The sequence below is a fragment of the Arthrobacter sp. NPDC058288 genome (genome assembly GCF_042880995.1).
GTDB lineage: Bacteria > Actinomycetota > Actinomycetes > Actinomycetales > Micrococcaceae > Arthrobacter.
In genome coordinates, this window is record NZ_JBHVYH010000006.1 from 96751 (window position 1) to 111893 (window position 15143).

At 68.4% G+C, this 15143-nt stretch carries 14 protein-coding genes; 12 read left to right on the forward strand and 2 right to left on the reverse strand.

Annotated features, from left to right (window positions below; translation table 11 throughout):
• Positions 1–10: 10 nt before the first annotated feature.
• The 4 genes from ACFVWT_RS15945 to ACFVWT_RS15960 all read left to right on the forward strand — a co-directional run bounded on the left by ACFVWT_RS15945 (position 11) and on the right by ACFVWT_RS15960 (position 2252).
• Positions 11–316: a hypothetical protein gene (locus tag ACFVWT_RS15945; protein ID WP_390249453.1), complete on the forward strand. Its 306-nt coding sequence runs from the start codon at positions 11–13 to the stop codon at positions 314–316.
• Between the two features lie 48 nt (positions 317–364).
• Positions 365–1102: an ANTAR domain-containing protein gene (locus tag ACFVWT_RS15950; protein WP_390249456.1), complete on the forward strand. Its 738-nt coding sequence runs from the start codon at positions 365–367 to the stop codon at positions 1100–1102.
• A 78-nt stretch (positions 1103–1180) separates the two neighbouring features.
• Positions 1181–1900 (forward strand): GAF and ANTAR domain-containing protein, encoded by a 720-nt coding sequence (locus ACFVWT_RS15955; RefSeq protein ID WP_390249458.1) that lies wholly within the window; start codon positions 1181–1183, stop codon positions 1898–1900.
• Between the two features lie 124 nt (positions 1901–2024).
• Positions 2025–2252 carry a hypothetical protein gene (locus tag ACFVWT_RS15960; RefSeq protein ID WP_390249461.1) on the forward strand — a complete coding sequence of 76 codons (228 nt, stop codon included), beginning with the start codon at positions 2025–2027 and terminating at the stop codon, positions 2250–2252.
• On the opposite strand, the gene ACFVWT_RS15965 is transcribed toward ACFVWT_RS15960, so the two are convergent.
• Complete coding sequence (locus tag ACFVWT_RS15965) at positions 2235–2870, reverse strand: TetR/AcrR family transcriptional regulator (RefSeq protein WP_390249463.1); 636 nt, start codon at positions 2868–2870, stop codon at positions 2235–2237. The genes ACFVWT_RS15960 and ACFVWT_RS15965 overlap by 18 nt on opposite strands.
• Before the next feature lie 100 nt (positions 2871–2970).
• Between ACFVWT_RS15965 and ACFVWT_RS15970 the strand changes: the two genes are divergently transcribed.
• From ACFVWT_RS15970 to ppsA, 8 genes are all read left to right on the forward strand, one after another.
• Positions 2971–3327, forward strand: coding sequence for an MTH1187 family thiamine-binding protein (locus tag ACFVWT_RS15970; RefSeq protein WP_390249465.1), 357 nt, complete (start codon positions 2971–2973; stop codon positions 3325–3327).
• An 84-nt stretch (positions 3328–3411) separates the two neighbouring features.
• Positions 3412–4089: an O-methyltransferase gene (locus ACFVWT_RS15975; RefSeq protein WP_390249467.1), complete on the forward strand. Its 678-nt coding sequence runs from the start codon at positions 3412–3414 to the stop codon at positions 4087–4089.
• A 120-nt stretch (positions 4090–4209) separates the two neighbouring features.
• A complete protein-coding gene (locus tag ACFVWT_RS15980) occupies positions 4210–4689 on the forward strand; it encodes a Dps family protein (protein WP_390249469.1) in 480 nt (159 codons plus the stop codon).
• Complete coding sequence (locus ACFVWT_RS15985; RefSeq protein WP_390249471.1) at positions 4690–5742, forward strand: acyl-CoA dehydrogenase family protein; 1053 nt, start codon at positions 4690–4692, stop codon at positions 5740–5742.
• Positions 5736–7103 carry a PIG-L family deacetylase gene (locus tag ACFVWT_RS15990; RefSeq protein ID WP_390249473.1) on the forward strand — a complete coding sequence of 456 codons (1368 nt, stop codon included), beginning with the start codon at positions 5736–5738 and terminating at the stop codon, positions 7101–7103. Before ACFVWT_RS15985 ends, ACFVWT_RS15990 begins: the two co-directional genes overlap by 7 nt.
• Position 7104: 1 nt before the next feature.
• Positions 7105–7926: a glycosyltransferase gene (locus tag ACFVWT_RS15995; protein ID WP_390249475.1), complete on the forward strand. Its 822-nt coding sequence runs from the start codon at positions 7105–7107 to the stop codon at positions 7924–7926.
• 54 nt (positions 7927–7980) lie between these two features.
• Positions 7981–10779, forward strand: coding sequence for a cation-translocating P-type ATPase (locus ACFVWT_RS16000; RefSeq protein ID WP_390249477.1), 2799 nt, complete (start codon positions 7981–7983; stop codon positions 10777–10779).
• Entirely contained in the window at positions 10772–13153 is a 2382-nt protein-coding gene (gene ppsA / locus ACFVWT_RS16005) for a phosphoenolpyruvate synthase (RefSeq protein ID WP_390249479.1), read from the forward strand. Before ACFVWT_RS16000 ends, ppsA begins: the two co-directional genes overlap by 8 nt.
• Here ppsA and ACFVWT_RS16010 read toward each other — a convergent pair.
• Entirely contained in the window at positions 13105–15072 is a 1968-nt protein-coding gene (locus ACFVWT_RS16010) for a heavy metal translocating P-type ATPase (protein WP_390249481.1), read from the reverse strand. The two genes, ppsA and ACFVWT_RS16010, sit on opposite strands and share 49 nt — an antisense overlap.
• Between the last annotated feature and the right edge of the window lie 71 nt (positions 15073–15143).

The window sequence follows — 15143 nt, forward strand, 5'->3', positions numbered from 1 at the left end:
GGATGCCACCATGAGCGAAGAACAAGCGCCCTTGGTTCCTGCTGCCGAAAGAGACCCCAAATCCAGGCCCTACGTGCCGTCGCCGGGATCCGAGTCCACCCGTGAAATGCGTGAGATGTCCCGCCGCCGCAGGGAAGCAGAGGAGAAGCTCCAGCAGCATCTCCAGGAAGCGGACCACCTGCACGAGGAACACATGAAGGCCCACCAACGGGAGGCAGAGTCCGCCCGGGAAGGCGAGGCGGCGCCCGGCGGCGACGCGGCCACAGACGGGAAAGCCCCGGACGAAGGCTCGGCCGGCAACCGAACGGCGGAGTGACGCGGGTTAAGCCGTGCCAGCCGAATCTGCACCAGTGAGACGCCGGAGATGACCCGCGCCCGACTGGGCCAGTACCTGGCGGAACGGCTGCAGGACCTGGTTCTGGAGAGCGCCGATGTGCAGGACTTCCTGCAGGAGTTGAGCGTGTTTTCGGCAGGCTTCATCGGCAAGACAACCGGGCTGCCTGTGCTCTGCGGAGTCACCCTGGTCCGGTCCAGGCGGTCCGTGGCATCCGCCGGAAGCGCGCCTGGCGCGCGGCTGCTCGAGGAAATCCAGCGGGCCACCGGCCTCGGCCCGTCGCTGGCTGCCCTGGAGTCCGGGGCTGCGGTATCCGTACCCGATGCCCGGGCCGACTCCCGCTGGCCGCGCTACGACCGTGCCGTGGTGAAGGCGGGCCAGCTCAGTCTCCTGGCCCTCCCTTTGCCGCTGGATCCGGGCGGCGCTGCGGCCATAGCGTTCTTCGCACCCGAGGCGGGGGCGTTCGACGACGAGGCAATCGTGATTTGTGAAGCTTTTGCCGCCCGTGCCGCCAAGGCCGTGCGGCTGGCAGTGCGCATCGGGGCCTTGAATGACCTCAACGACGACCTCCTCGAGGCCCTGAATTCGCGCACCAGCATCAACCTTGCCTCGGGAATTGTGATGGGCCAAAGGCGGTGCTCCCAGGCCGAGGCGTTTGCGATCCTGAGCAGGGTCTCCAGTAACCGCAACATCAAGGTCCGCGTCGTGGCGGAGGACCTGCTGCGCAGCTTTAACACCTCGCCTGGAGCCGCCCACTTCAAGCGCTGACAGAGATCACTGAGGCTATGCTTTTAACAGTTCCAGTCAACGCGCGAAGGGCGGCATAGCAGTGGAATCGGTGCGGCCATGGCGGTGAAGCTACCCCTTGCGGACGAACTCGCGGCCATCTTTGCCCGCGCCTCCGAACTCCTGCTGACGGAGGAGACGGTATCCAGGGCCCTCGAGCTCATCACCGCGGCCGCGGAATTGGCCGTGCCCGGCGCCGCAGGCGCAGGCGTCACCCTGATTGACACTGACGGCCGGAAACATACAGCGAGTGCTTCCAACGGTATGGTCCAGGTTGCCGACGAATGCCAGTACCGGCTGGGCCAGGGGCCCTGCCTCCTCGCCTGGGCCAGCGGCGAACCCGTGCTGGTCAGCGACGCCCTGCACGATGCGCGCTGGCCTGAGTGGGCCCGTGCCGCGGCCGGGCTGGGACTGCGGTCTTCCGTCAGTGCTCCGTTGCTCGCCGGAGAGTCCGCCCTGGGCTCCGTGAAGATCTACGGCCGCCCGGAGAACAGCTTCGACCACACCACGGTGCGCCTACTGGAGCTCTTCGCGGCGCAGGCAACCATCTTCCTGATCAACGTGCAGGCGCGTGAGAGCGCCCGGACGCTGAGTGAGGATCTCCGAGACGCACTGGCCCACCGCGAGATCATCGCCGTGGCCAAGGGAATACTCATGGCCCGGTACGGCCTGGACGAGGACACCGCCATGCAAGACCTCCTGATGGAGTCGCGGCGGGCCAGGAGGTCGCTGCGTGACGTGTCCGCCGAGCTGGTGTCCTCCACCCAGCCGCCCCGGTGAGCGGAGGTGCGCTTTGGCCCTGGGCAAGGACGAAGATGAGCAAAGGCTTCGCTTTGAGGAGATGCTCCGGAATGCTGACATCACCATTGAAGAACTATGGCTGAGGTATTTCAGCATTGGCGGCATGGCAGGTCAGTTTGAAGTCGAGGCCTACATCCACGGTGCCATCGCGCTGCCGCCCTTGCAGCGGGACATTCTGGCCCATGCCCTGAACGAGCGGCTGGACGAGATCAATGCCCCGGACGGCAGGGCCTCCTACAGCCGCGGGTCCGAGGACGCCGGCCGGCTGCACGATGACCGGCCGCATGGCGACACGGAGCTGCCGGAGGGCGAATCAGGCCAGGACGATTGAATCGAAGGCCGTGCCCGGCAGCGGGGACTGCGCCGGCAGCGGCCGGCTGGGCCGCTCGGTGCGGATGGCGTCCTCCACCAGCGCCACGGGGCGCCGCCAGGCGTCGGATCCAGGTTCCATGGTGTCCACGACGCCTATCAGCATCGCAAGCAGGCGGATGACGTCCGTCATGGAGATGTCGGTCCGCAGGGTCCCTTGGGCCTGGCCGCGGCCCAGCAGGACAGCCACCGACTCAAAGAGGCTGCCGGTGATGCCGGTCAGCAGGCCACGGCGTCCGGCTACGGCTCCGAGCAGGTTGGCATCCTCGCTGGCAGCTGCCATCAGCGCATCGATCACACGGAACAGTCCGGCCGCGGCGTCAGGGCCGGCCAGGGCGTCGTCGATCACCGGGTCAACCATCAGGCGGAGCTGGCGGTTGAGTGCGGCGAGGACCAGCTGCTCCTTGTCCGCGAAGTTCCGGAACAAGGTGGCGGGTCCGACGCCGGCCGTCACGGCGATGGTCTGAAGCGGCACTTCCGGGCCGTACTCACGGAAGCACTTCCGGGCGGCGGTGATGATCTTGTCCACATTGCGCGCAGCATCCGCACGAAGGGGCTTGCGTTCCACTGCGAGGTTCATTTTTCAAGGTTAGCAACGCTGGCGCTGAGCGCCCGGGTTACTGATTGGTAGCGGCGAATGTACTCCTATATGACGTTCACCGCTGTGGCAGACTTGGTCCATGTTGCTCGCATTCTCCGTTGCACCCTCCGGCCAGCCGGCCCGCCTGGACCCCGCCGCTGATTCTCCCGCCGGGGCGGGCGCGGCCTCCGCAGACGCTTCGGTGCACGACGCCGTCGCTGCCGCCGTCAAAGTAGTCAGGGATTCCGGGCTGCCCAACCATACGGATTCCATGTTCACCACCATCGAAGGTGAGTGGGATGAGGTGTTTGCCGTGGTGAAGAAGGCTACGGAAGCCGTTGGCCGATTTGGCAGCCGGGTATCCCTGGTCATCAAGGCGGACATCCGGCCCGGCTACTCGGGTGAGCTCACCGCCAAGGTGGAACGGCTGGAAACAGCCATCGCCGACGCAGGCTAAATTCAGCCTCCCTTCCTGCATCAGATTTCCCGTTGACCTTCCGTTGCCCTTCCCGGGGGCCGCGGCAACTGCCAGACTGGCCCCATGGTTGAGCACAGGCCCGAGCCCCGGTGGGTGGCTGTGGAGGATTTCCTGACGGACGTCGTGGTCCGTCCCGGCAGCCCGCTCATGCGGGCCGTGACGTCCGCCGTGGACGCCGGCATGCCGCCCATTGAAGTGGCTCCGAACGCAGGCAAGCTGCTCAAGCTGCTGGTGCAGCTTTCCGGTGCCCGGCGTGTCCTGGAGATCGGTACGCTGGCCGGATTCAGCACCATCTGGATGGCCCAGGGACTGCCCGACGACGGTGAACTCGTCACGTGTGAATACCTCCCCAAACACGCCCGTGTGGCGCGCGCGAACGTGGACGCCGCGGGGGTGGGGCACAAGGTGGACATCCGGGTGGGAGCTGCGCTGGACACCCTTCCGGGGCTGAAGGACGACGGCCGCGGCCCCTTCGATTTTGTGTTCATCGATGCGGACAAGGAAAACAACCCGAAGTACCTCGACTGGGCCATCAGGCTGGGCCGCCCGGGTACCGCGATCGTGATGGACAACGTGGTCTGGGAGGGGGCGCTGCTCGATCCCTCCATGGACGATGTCAACGCGCCGGGAATCATCAGCGCCCTGGAAATGATGGGCGAGGACCCGCGTCTGGACGGGACGGTCATGCAAACCGTGGGCTCGAAAGGCTGGGACGGTTTCGCACTGGCCGTGGTGCGCTGAGTGCACCGGACGGGATTCCTGCGGCCGCCGAAAGGCCGTACTCCGGCGAAATGCTAAGTATGCTTAGAATAAGCTAGTGCGGGACGACCCTGTTCCGCATCGCCTGCACCGGAGGAAGAAATGAAGGCTTCACCGACCCTTGCCAGCAATCTCCAGATGGTCCTGACGGACCTGATCGAACTCCACGTCCAGTGCAAGCAGGCGCACTGGAACATCGTGGGGACCAACTTCCGCGACCTCCACCTGCAGCTCGACGAAATCGTCACCAGCGTGCGGCTGTTCGCGGACGAAACAGCCGAGCGCATGCGCGCCCTGCACGCCCTTCCCGACGGCCGGAGCACCACGGTGGCGGCCGACACCCGGCTGGAACAGTTCCCCGAGGGGCTCACCGCCACCAAGGATGCCGTCAAACTGATCACCGCCCGGCTGGAACGAACCGTTAAGACCATGCGTGACGTCCATGACGAGGTGGACGAGGAAGATCCCACCAGCGCCGACCTGCTCCACGCCGGGATCTCGCGCCTGGAGCAGCTGGCCTGGATGGTCAACGCCGAGACCATGTCGGCGAAGGCCCGGGTCACAGTGCCGGACGAAGACTGAATGCAGTCAGAAGTGCAGGCGGTGCGGATCAGTTCGACGCCGCAACGGCTTGAGGCGATGGCGCCGCTGCTTGAGGCCGTGAGCCACGCAGCGGGAGATGTGCCGGCACTGCTGGCACTGGCGCGTGACGTGGGGCGGACAGCGCCCCGCCCGGGCGATGGCGGCACGGCGCAGCTGTGGGAACTGCTGGCGTCCGTCACTGCCGTGGACGTGGCCGCCGGCCGTGTGCTGGAACCGCACCTTGACGCCGTCGCCATTCTCGCCCAGGCCTCCGTCGAACCTGCGGACGGGGCCTGGGGCGTGTTTGCCGCAGAGGGCCCCGGGCTGCGGCTCGACGCCACGGCCGACGGCACCGGAAAATACGTCCTGAACGGTTCCAAGCCCTGGTGTTCGCTCGCTGCCCGGCTGGACGGTGCGGTGCTGACCGCGCACCTTGCCGACGGCGCCAGGGCCGCTTTTGCCGTCGACCTGCATGCCCCCGGGGTTTCCTGCGAGACCCCGCAGTGGACCAGCCGGGGCCTGCGCGAAATTCCCAGCGGCACCGTGCACTTTGACGGCGTCAGCGCCGTGCCGGTGGGCGGACCGAACTGGTACTTCCAGCGTCCGGGCTTTGCCTGGGGAGGCATGGGCGTGGCGGCCTGCTGGTTCGGCGGAGCCGTTGCCGTGGCCCGCGATTTCAGCTCCGCGCTGGCCGCCGCCGCGGACAACGGGCGTGAACCGGACCAGATAGCCCTGGCCCACCTGGGTGAAACCGACCGCATCATCACCTCCCTGGCCGGCTACCTGGCCCGGACGGCCGGGCGGATCGACGCCGGGGAACTGTCCGGCTCCGGCGCGTGGAGCGAGGCGCTGCGTGTCCGCGGAGCCGTTGCCGCCGGCGTCGAACGCGTCCAGACGGTGGTGGCCCAGAACCTGGGCCCGGGCCCCCTGGCCTTTAATGAAGCGTACGGAAAGCGAATGGCCGACCTGTCGCTGTACATCCGGCAGCACCACGCCATGCGCGACGACGCCCAGCTTGGTGCCCTGACCTTGAAAGGGGACCGCTCATGGTGACCTTCTCGCACGCGGACACCGGCACCGCCGAGTCCGAATGGGAGGCCAGCGGCCTGTCCATCCTTCCCGAGCTTCCCCTGGACCCGGGCGAACTCGCCGCCATGACGTTCATTGTGCTGGCGGCCCATCCGGACGATGAGACCCTTGGCGCCGGAGGATTCCTGTCCAGGCTGCACGCCGCCGGCGCGGCTGTGGACGTGCTGCTGTGTACGGCCGGGGAGGCATCGCACCCGGATTCCCCGACTACGACGCCGGACCAGCTGGCCGCGGTCCGGCTGAGTGAGTTTCGGGCGGCTGTGTCCGGGCTGGCCCCTGGAGCGACCCGGCAGTTCCTGCACTTCCGGGACGGACACCTTGACGCCGACCGGGACCGCATCGCTGCCGCGGTCCGGGAAACGGTCGAAGCGTCCGGCCGTCCGGCGAACCAGGTAGTGATCGTGGCGCCTTACCGCAACGACGGCCACACGGACCACGACATCCTGGGCGCCGTGGCCGCCGACGTCGCGGCGCAGGGCGGCCACGGGCTGCTGGAGTACCCGGTCTGGTACTGGTTGTGGGCATCACCGGAGGACCATGCCTGGCAGTCCTGGGTCCGCGTGCCGCTCACTCCGGACGAGCAGCGGGCCAAAGGGGCGGCCCTCCTGGCGCACGCCTCGCAGACACAACCGCTGTCCGACCAGCCCGGCGACGAGGCACTCCTTGCCGGGAGCTTCCTGGATCACTTCTCCCGCGCCTGGGAAACATTCGCGTGGCACCGGCCCGCCGGCGGGACCAACAGCGCGGTCGACGCCGAGCAGATCTTCGACGCCGTGCACAGCGGCAACGCCGACCCCTGGAGCTACACCACCAGCTGGTACGAACGGCGGAAGCGGGCGCTCACCCTGGCCATCCTGCCGGAGGCCTCCTACGATTCGGGACTGGAAATCGGCTGCTCCATCGGCACGCTCAGCGTGGAACTGGCGGCCCGCTGCCGGGAGTTCGTGGCGGTTGACGCGAGCAGCGCCGCCCTCGCCCGGGCGGCGGAGCGCCTCGACGGCCATCCCTCCGCGCGGACCCTGCACCTCACCGTTCCGCAGCAGTGGCCTGAAGGGCGCTTCGACCTGGTGGTGGTGTCCGAAACGGGATACTACCTGGCCGCGGAGGAACTGGCGGAACTGTTCGAGCGGGTGCGGGGCGCGCTCAACCCCGGCGGGACCCTGGTGCTCTGCCACTGGCGGCACCCGGTATCAGGTTGGGAACTCGACGGGGACGCCGTCCATGCCATCGCGCGGCAGCAGCTCGGCTGGCCCACCGAAGGGCTGTACCGGGAAAAGGACTTCGTGCTGGAAGTCCTTACTGCCCCGGCCGGAATCCAACAGTGAGATGACAGGCGAGATGACGGAGCTGGCAGCCGGTGCTCCGGCCGTGGCGGCCGGAGCCGGTCAGCGCATCGACCGGGTGGAGGTGGTGGTGCCCGCCCACAACGAGGACCTGCACCTTGACCGCGCCCTGGCTGCGCTCCGTTCCGCCGCCGACGCGCTGCAGGAAGAATGCCCCGGCGTGCAGACGGCCATCACCGTGGTGCTGGACAGCTGCACCGACGGTTCCGCGGACATCGCCGCCAGCTATGTTGCCTCGGACCGGCGGTTTTCGGCCGTGCCTGTGCTGCTGGGAAGCACCGGGGCAAGCCGCGCCGCCGGAGTGCTGGCTGCCGGAATCACCCCCGGGCTGTGGGGCGGACGCATCTGGCTGGCCAACACCGACGCCGACTCTGCCGTTCCGAGCAATTGGCTGGCGCGCCAGGTTGAACTGGCCAATGCCGGTGCCGACGCCGTCCTGGGATCGGTAGAGCCGGACCCGGCCGGAACAGAGCCGGCGATCCTGCGCCGGTGGCTGGAGCGGCACCCGTTCAGGGAGGACCACCCGCATATCTACGGAGCCAACTTTGGCGTCCGTGCCTCGGCCTACCTCGCGGCCGGCGGGTTTCCCCGCAGACAAGCCCACGAGGACCGGATCCTGGTGGAGAACCTGCGCAAACAGGCTTATGCAGTGCAGGCCACCGACACCATCCGGGTGCTGACGTCGGGCCGCACTCATGCCCGTGCCCCGCAGGGGTTCGGTGCCTACCTCAGGGCGCTGGCACTGGAGCTGCCGGCGCGGGACGTGCGCTCAGTGGATGCGCCCCGCGACAGTGGTGACCTTTGACCCTAGGAGCCTGACCACCAAGACCGCATCCTCGATCCATGGGATTCCCCGTGAATGCCGTGGTTCCGTGTGTCCGGTGCTGCCCGTGACTGGCAGGCTGCGGCTGTGATCGCGGGCGCCGGCTCCGGTGCCGGTGCGTTGCCGAGGGCCGCCGGACTTAGCTCCGAGGAGGCTGCCCTCCGGTTGCGGAAGGTCGGGCCCAACCGGCTGCCGCAGGCCCGTACAGTCCCGGGCTGGCGCCGGCTGCTGGCCGAAATGACCCACTTTTTCGCCATCATGCTCTGGTGCGCAGCCGTGCTGGCCTACATCGCCGGGATGCCCCAGCTGGCCGTGGCGATCGTGCTGGTGGTGGTGGTGAACGGGGTGTTCGCCTACATCCAGCAGGAGCGGGCACAGCATGCTGCCTCCAAGCTCCGGGAGCTGCTGCCGGCCATGGTGTCGGTCCGCCGGGACAACCGCATCGTCAAGGTCCACACCACCGAGCTGGTGCCCGACGACGCCGTGGTGTTGGTGGCGGGTGACCGCGTCCCGGCGGATCTTCGGCTGGCGCTGGCCGCAGGGTGCTCCGTGGACGAGTCAATGCTCACCGGCGAAAGCGAACCCCTGGCCAAGTCCCCCGGGGACACCGTGTTCGGCGGGACCTTCCTGGTCAACGGCGAGGCGGAGGGCGTCGTCCTGGTCACCGGAGGCAACACCCGGCTCGCGGAAATCGCCGCCCTCACCGGGCAGGTCAAGGCGCCCCCCACCCCGCTGGCCCAGGAACTGCAACGCATTGTCCGGATCACCGCCACGATGGCCCTGGGCATCGGCGTGCTGTTTTTTGTGCTCTCACTGCTGGTCGGCATTTCCTGGCGGGACGCGTTCCTGTTCGCGATCGGGGTGGCCGTGGCGCTCGTGCCCGAAGGACTGCTGCCCACGGTCACGCTGTCCCTGGCAGTCGGGGCGCAGCGGATGGCACAACGCAACGCCCTGGTCCGGAACCTGGAAGCGGTGGAAACGCTCGGCTCCACCACCTTCATTTGCACGGACAAGACCGGCACGCTGACCCAGAACCGGATGAACGCCGTCGAGGTCTGGACCCCAGAAGGGGTGCTCAGCATCATCGGCGCAGGGTACGGGCCCGAGGCCGAGGTCACCGGGAGCGGAACCGGGGAAGCCCGGCACCTCAGCATCGCTGCGCTGGCCGCCTCCGTGGGCCGTGCCGTGCTCCACGAGGGCAAGTGGATCGCCGAGGGCGACCCGATGGAGGCCGCCATTGATGCGCTCGCCACCCGGCTGGCACCACCGGGGCAAAAACCCGACGAGCCCGAAGTCTCGCACCGTTTTGCCTTTGACCCCCGACGGCTGCGGGAGTCCGCCATCGTGGGTACAACCCTGTATGTCAAGGGTGCGCCGGAGTCCGTGATTCCGCTGTGCGGCCCGGAAGGCGCCGACCGGGCCCGGGAGATGGTGGACCGGATGGCTTCCCACGGACTGCGGGTGCTGGCCGTAGCGGAGCGGAGCCTGCCGGGCCTGCCGGGCGCCAGTTTCAAGCTGGAGGCGGTTGAGCAGGATCTGACCCTCTTGGGCCTGATCGGCCTGCATGACCCGCCGCGGGCTGAAGTCCGCCTCGCACTCGAGGCCGCCCGCGACGCGGGAATCAAGGTGGCCATGGTCACCGGCGACCACGCCTTCACCGCCGCTGCCATCGCCCGGGAAACCGGGCTGATCGGATCACCCGAGCTGGTGCTGGAGGGACACACCCTGCCGGAGGACGACGCCGTCCTGACCGCCCTGCTGGACCGCGACGGCGTGGTGGTCAGCCGGGTCACGCCTGAACAGAAACTCCGGGTGGCCCGCCTGCTCCAGCGCAGGGGCCACGTGGTGGCCATGACGGGCGACGGCGTCAACGACGGCCCGGCCCTGCAGCAGGCGGACATCGGCGTGGCCATGGGGCTGAGCGGGACGGACGTGGCCCGCGAGGCGGCGGACCTGGTGCTCCTGGATGACGACTTCGCCACCATCATCGCGGCAGTGGAGCAGGGCCGCGCGACGTATGCGAATATCCGGCGGTTCCTGACGTACCACCTGACGGACAACGTCGCCGAGCTGACTCCTTTCGTTATCTGGGCGCTCTCCGGCGGCCGCTTCCCGCTGGCGCTGAGCGTGCTGCAGATCCTGGCCCTGGACATTGGCACGGACCTGCTCCCGGCGCTGGCCCTGGGCAGCGAAGCCCCCAGCAAGGGTGCGCTCAAACGGCCGCCGGAGCGGCGGCACCTGATGGACCGTGCCTTGATATTCCGGGTGTTCGGGTTGCTGGGACCGGTGGAAGCCCTCTTCGAGATGACCGCGTACACCGCCGTGCTCCTGGGGGCGGGATGGCGCCCCGGCGCGGATCTGCCGGCGTCGGACGTGCTGATGGCCGGATCGGGCGCCGCGTTCACCACTGTGGTCCTGGCACAGCTCGCCAACGCCTTCGCCTGCCGCAGCGCCTCGGCGCCGCCGTGGCGGCTGGGATGGTTCAGCAACCGGCTGCTGCTCTGGGCCGTGCTGGCGGAGCTGGGACTCCTGGCTGTGTTCCTGTTCATCGGGCCCGTGGCCGCCCTGCTGGGCCACGCGCCGCCGTCGCCCGGGGGCCTGGCCGTGGCACTCGCCGCCATGCCCGCCGTCATCGTCGCGGACTGGATCTACAAGATGCTTCGGCGCCGCAGGCCTGGCCCCGGCGCTCGGGACCGGCCCCCGGTCCCGCCGGCCGGGCGGCCGGCACTCCCGCCGGCCGACCAGCGGCAGGTGAGGCCGAAAGCCTCTGACCCGCAGGAGACGGGCAAACGAGGATCAATCCATGGAGCAAGCGGCGGGAGCAGTCATGACTGAAAGCCATGTGGTGTGGTTCGACGAGATCGGCATGGAGCATGTGCCCCAGGTGGGCGGCAAAAACGCCTCGCTGGGGGAGATGACGCGTTCGCTGAAGTCCCGCGGAGTGCGGGTGCCGGACGGCTTTGCCACTACGGCGGCCGCCTACCGCACGTTCATCGAAGCCAACGGCATCGACGCCGCCATGCGCGCGCGAATCGCGGAGTACCGGGCCGGCGAGACGACGCTGCGGTCCACGGGCGAGGCCATCCGGGAACTGTTCCTGGACAGCGAATTCCCGGAGGACATCGCCGAGTCCATCCGCAGCCATTACCGCACCCTCGCCGAACGGGCCGGACTGGACCGGCTCTCCGTTGCCGTCCGCAGCAGCGCCACGGCGGAGGACCTGCCGGACGCCAGCTTCGCCGGACAGCAGGAGACGTTCCTGAACATTTCCGGTGAACGCGAACTCCTGGACGCCTGCCGACGCTGCTACGCGTCACTCTTCACGGACCGCGCCATCAGTTACCGGGAGGTCAAGGGATTCGACCACCTGGAAGTGGCACTTTCCATCGGCGTGCAGCGGATGGTGAGGTCCGACGTCGGCGCTTCAGGTGTGATGTTTTCCATCGACACCGATTCGGGCTTCCCCCGTGCGGCCGTGATCAGCGCCGCCTGGGGCCTTGGTGAAACGGTGGTCCAGGGCAGCATCAACCCGGACAAATATGTGGTGTTCAAGCCTCTCCTGGCGGACCGGGGCCTGGCCCCGATTATCGAGAAGACCCTCGGCTCCAAAGCCCGCAAGATGGTCTACAGCCGGGGCGGCCACGCGCGGACCCGGACCGTGGAAACGTCCGCGGAGGAGCGGAGCTCGTTCGTGCTGGGCGACGCCGAGATCCTGGACCTGGCGCGCTGGGCGGTGACGGTGGAAGACCATTACGGCCGCCCCATGGACATGGAGTGGGCCCGCGACGGCGCCACCGGGGAGCTGTTCATGGTGCAGGCGCGGCCCGAAACCGTGCAGGCGCTCAAGAGCGGGACGCGCTTCACCATCCACCACCTCCGCGGCACGGGCAAAGTCCTGGCCTCCGGCGCCGCGATCGGGGATTCGATAGCGCAGGGCACTGCGTGCGTCATCCGTAGCACCCGGGACATCGACTCCTTTCGCGACGGCGCCATCCTGGTCACCGAGATGACGGACCCGGACTGGGTGCCGGTCATGAAACGGGCCTCGGGGATTGTCACGGACCACGGCGGGACCACCAGCCACGCGGCGATCGTGAGCCGCGAACTGGGCGTTCCCGCCGTCGTCGGAACCGGAAACGGAACCAGCGTCCTGGGCGAGGGCCAGGCGGTGACGCTCAGCTGCGCGGAAGGGGACCAGGGCCGGGTGTACGAGGGCACCGTCCCGTTCGATACCGAGGACGTGGACCTGGGCGCCCTTCCCGCCACGCGCACCGCCGTGATGGTGAACATCGCCAGCCCGGGGGCTTCGTTCCAGTGGTGGCGGCTGCCGGCGGCGGGGGTGGGCCTGGCCCGGATGGAGTTCATCATCAGCAACCTGATCCGGGTCCATCCGATGGCGCTGGTCCATCCGGAGCGCGTCACGGACGCCGACGAAGCCCGCCAGATCAAAGAACTGACCAGTGGCTACGCGGACCCGCGGGAGTACTTCGTGGAAGCCCTGGCACTGGGCATCGCCAAAATCGCGGCGCCGTACCACCCGCATCCGGTGATCGTCAGGCTCAGTGACTTCAAGACCAACGAGTACGCACACCTGATCGGCGGCAGCTCCTTCGAACAGCCCGAAGAAAACCCCATGCTGGGCTTCCGCGGCGCGTCCCGGTACTACGACGAGCGCTACCGGGAGGGGTTCGCGCTCGAGTGCGCCGCCCTCAAACGGGTGCGGGAAACCATCGGCTTCGGCAACGTGATTGTCATGATCCCGTTCTGCCGCACCCCGGACGAAGCGGACCGCGTGCTGGCCGTCATGGCGGCGAACGGCCTGGTCCGCGGCGAAAACGGCCTGCAGGTGTACATGATGTGCGAGATCCCCTCCAACGTTGTCCTGGCCGAGAAGTTCGCCCCGAAATTCGACGGCTTCTCCATCGGTTCCAACGACCTCACGCAACTGGTCCTGGGCGTGGACCGGGACTCCGAGCAGCTGGCCGCCCTGTTCGATGAACGCGACGAGGCCGTCACTGCCATGATCAGCGAGGCCATCCGCAAGGCGCACGCAGCCGGAATCAAGATTGGAATCTGCGGCCAGGGACCCAGCAACCATCCGGACTTCGCGGCCTTCCTGGTGGGCGAAGGCATCGACTCCATCTCGCTCAACCCGGACAGCTACCTCAAGACCGTGCGGGTGATCGCGGACGTGGAGGCGTCGGCCTGACCTGTGGTCGCCGCCGTGCGCCGTCCCGGGCTCAGCGCGCGCAGCGCATTGAGGATGGTGGCCAGGTCCACCAGTTCCTGCGACAGGGCGCCGGCTATGGCCGGCACGTAGCCCGCAGCCGCGGCCACCATGAGCCCCACGCTCAGCACGATGCCGATCCAGATGCTTTGCATCGCCACCCGGACAGTGCGTTGCCCGATCCGCACCGCATGCGCCGCCTTGGACAGGTCGTCAAGGATGATCACGACGTCGGCAGACTCGCCGGCCGCGGTGGAACCGCGCGCGCCCATCGCGATTCCGACGTCGGCCACCGCCAGGACGGGGGCATCATTGACGCCGTCGCCCACCATCATCACGGGACGGAGCGGAAGGGACTTCACCGCTTCCACCTTGTCCGGCGGCAGGCACTCGGCACGGACGTCGGTGAGGCCCACTTCGGCGGCGATGTGTTGGGCCGTGGCCAGGGCGTCGCCGGTCAGCATCACCGTTTCGGTGACCCCCAGCGCGGTCAGCTCAGCCAGCGTCCGGCGGGCCTCGGCCCGCAGCGGGTCGCTCATGACCAGGGCCCCGACGTACACCCCGCCGACACCGACGTAGATGGCCAGCTGGCCGCTGACCAGTTCCGTTTCCACGACGCCGGGCGCATACTCTGCCACGAAGGCGGGCTTGCCCACCACGACTTCGCGGCCGTCGAACACTGCCCGCACGCCATGCGTGGCATGTTCCAGCGCCTCGCTGGCGGTCTCGAACCGGAGGTCGCGCGAGGTGGCGGCCTCCATCACGGATGCGGCCAGGACGTGGGAGGAGTACTGTTCCGCGGAGCCCGCCAGCCGGAGCAGTTCGTCCTGGTCCATGGAGTCGGCCGTCACGATGGCCACCAGCGAGGGCCTGCCGTAGGTGAGGGTTCCGGTCTTGTCGAAGGCGGCCGTGCGGACCTTGCCGAGCTGCTCCAGGACCCCGGCGAACTTGACGATGATGCCGGACTTGGCCGCTTGGCTCATGCCGCCCAGGAACGCCACCGGCGCGGCGATGAGCAGCGGGCAGGGAGTGGCCACCACCAGGACTTCGGCGAACCGGGTGGGGCTGCCGCTGATAATCCAGGCGATGGCGCCCAGCACATACGCGAACGCTGTGAAGGGGATGGCGTAGCGGTCGGCCAGGCGCACCATGGGGGCGCGGCTCTCCGATGCCTCCTTCACCAGTTCAACGATCCGGCTGTACTGCGAGTCCGCCATGACGGCCGTGACGCGCATCCGGACGGCGGCCTCGCCGTTGACAGAGCCGCTCATGATGCCCTCGCCGGCCGAGCGTTCCACCGGCAGGCTTTCGCCGGTGAGGGAGGATTCGTCGAACGTGCCGGCGTCGGAAAGCAGCACGCCGTCCAGCGGTACCACCTCGCCGGGCTTGACCAGCAGGATGTCTCCCACCCGGACGTCGGTGGCCGCCACGTCCTCGTGGGCGCCGTTTTCGGCGACGCCGTTGGTAGCCGCGCCGTTGCCGGCGACGCCGTTGGGGGCGCCAGCGTTTTCGGGGGCGCCGTTACCGCCGCCGTTCCGCTCCCGGTGCGCTGTCTGCGGGACGCGCGCCAGCAACGCGGTGAGCTCGCTCTTCGCCCTGCCGGCCGCATAATCCTCAAGGGCCGTGCCGCCGGCCATCATCAGCACGATGATCATGGAGGCAATGAATTCGCCCACCAGCACTGTGCTGACAATGGCCGTCACAGCCAGGATGTCGATGCCCCAGTGCCCTTGGCGCAGCCGCCGCAGCATTCCGACGGAGAGATAAGCAGCCACCGCCAGGGCGTAGCCGCTGGCGGCAAACCGGGCGATCTCCGGTTGCCCGGACGTCACCAAAACGGCGACAGCAAGCAATGCGAGCACTGTGCCCGCAACGAGCGGATACCGGAGAACAAGTTTCACAGGTGGATCCCGCCTTTGTCTGGATCGCTGGCACGCCGGGGCACACCGGGCCTGGGCAGACCTATGGGTAA

Coding starts and splice junctions, on each gene's coding strand:
- ACFVWT_RS15945 (WP_390249453.1), top strand. CDS start 11: ATGAGCGAAGAACAAGCGCCCTTGGTTCCTGCTGCCGAAAGAGACCCC.
- ACFVWT_RS15950 (WP_390249456.1), top strand. CDS start 365: ATGACCCGCGCCCGACTGGGCCAGTACCTGGCGGAACGGCTGCAGGAC.
- ACFVWT_RS15955 (WP_390249458.1), top strand. CDS start 1,181: ATGGCGGTGAAGCTACCCCTTGCGGACGAACTCGCGGCCATCTTTGCC.
- ACFVWT_RS15960 (WP_390249461.1), top strand. CDS start 2,025: ATGGCAGGTCAGTTTGAAGTCGAGGCCTACATCCACGGTGCCATCGCG.
- ACFVWT_RS15965 (WP_390249463.1), bottom strand. CDS start 2,870: ATGAACCTCGCAGTGGAACGCAAGCCCCTTCGTGCGGATGCTGCGCGC.
- ACFVWT_RS15970 (WP_390249465.1), top strand. CDS start 2,971: ATGTTGCTCGCATTCTCCGTTGCACCCTCCGGCCAGCCGGCCCGCCTG.
- ACFVWT_RS15975 (WP_390249467.1), top strand. CDS start 3,412: ATGGTTGAGCACAGGCCCGAGCCCCGGTGGGTGGCTGTGGAGGATTTC.
- ACFVWT_RS15980 (WP_390249469.1), top strand. CDS start 4,210: ATGAAGGCTTCACCGACCCTTGCCAGCAATCTCCAGATGGTCCTGACG.
- ACFVWT_RS15985 (WP_390249471.1), top strand. CDS start 4,690: ATGCAGTCAGAAGTGCAGGCGGTGCGGATCAGTTCGACGCCGCAACGG.
- ACFVWT_RS15990 (WP_390249473.1), top strand. CDS start 5,736: ATGGTGACCTTCTCGCACGCGGACACCGGCACCGCCGAGTCCGAATGG.
- ACFVWT_RS15995 (WP_390249475.1), top strand. CDS start 7,105: ATGACAGGCGAGATGACGGAGCTGGCAGCCGGTGCTCCGGCCGTGGCG.
- ACFVWT_RS16000 (WP_390249477.1), top strand. CDS start 7,981: ATGCCGTGGTTCCGTGTGTCCGGTGCTGCCCGTGACTGGCAGGCTGCG.
- ppsA (WP_390249479.1), top strand. CDS start 10,772: ATGACTGAAAGCCATGTGGTGTGGTTCGACGAGATCGGCATGGAGCAT.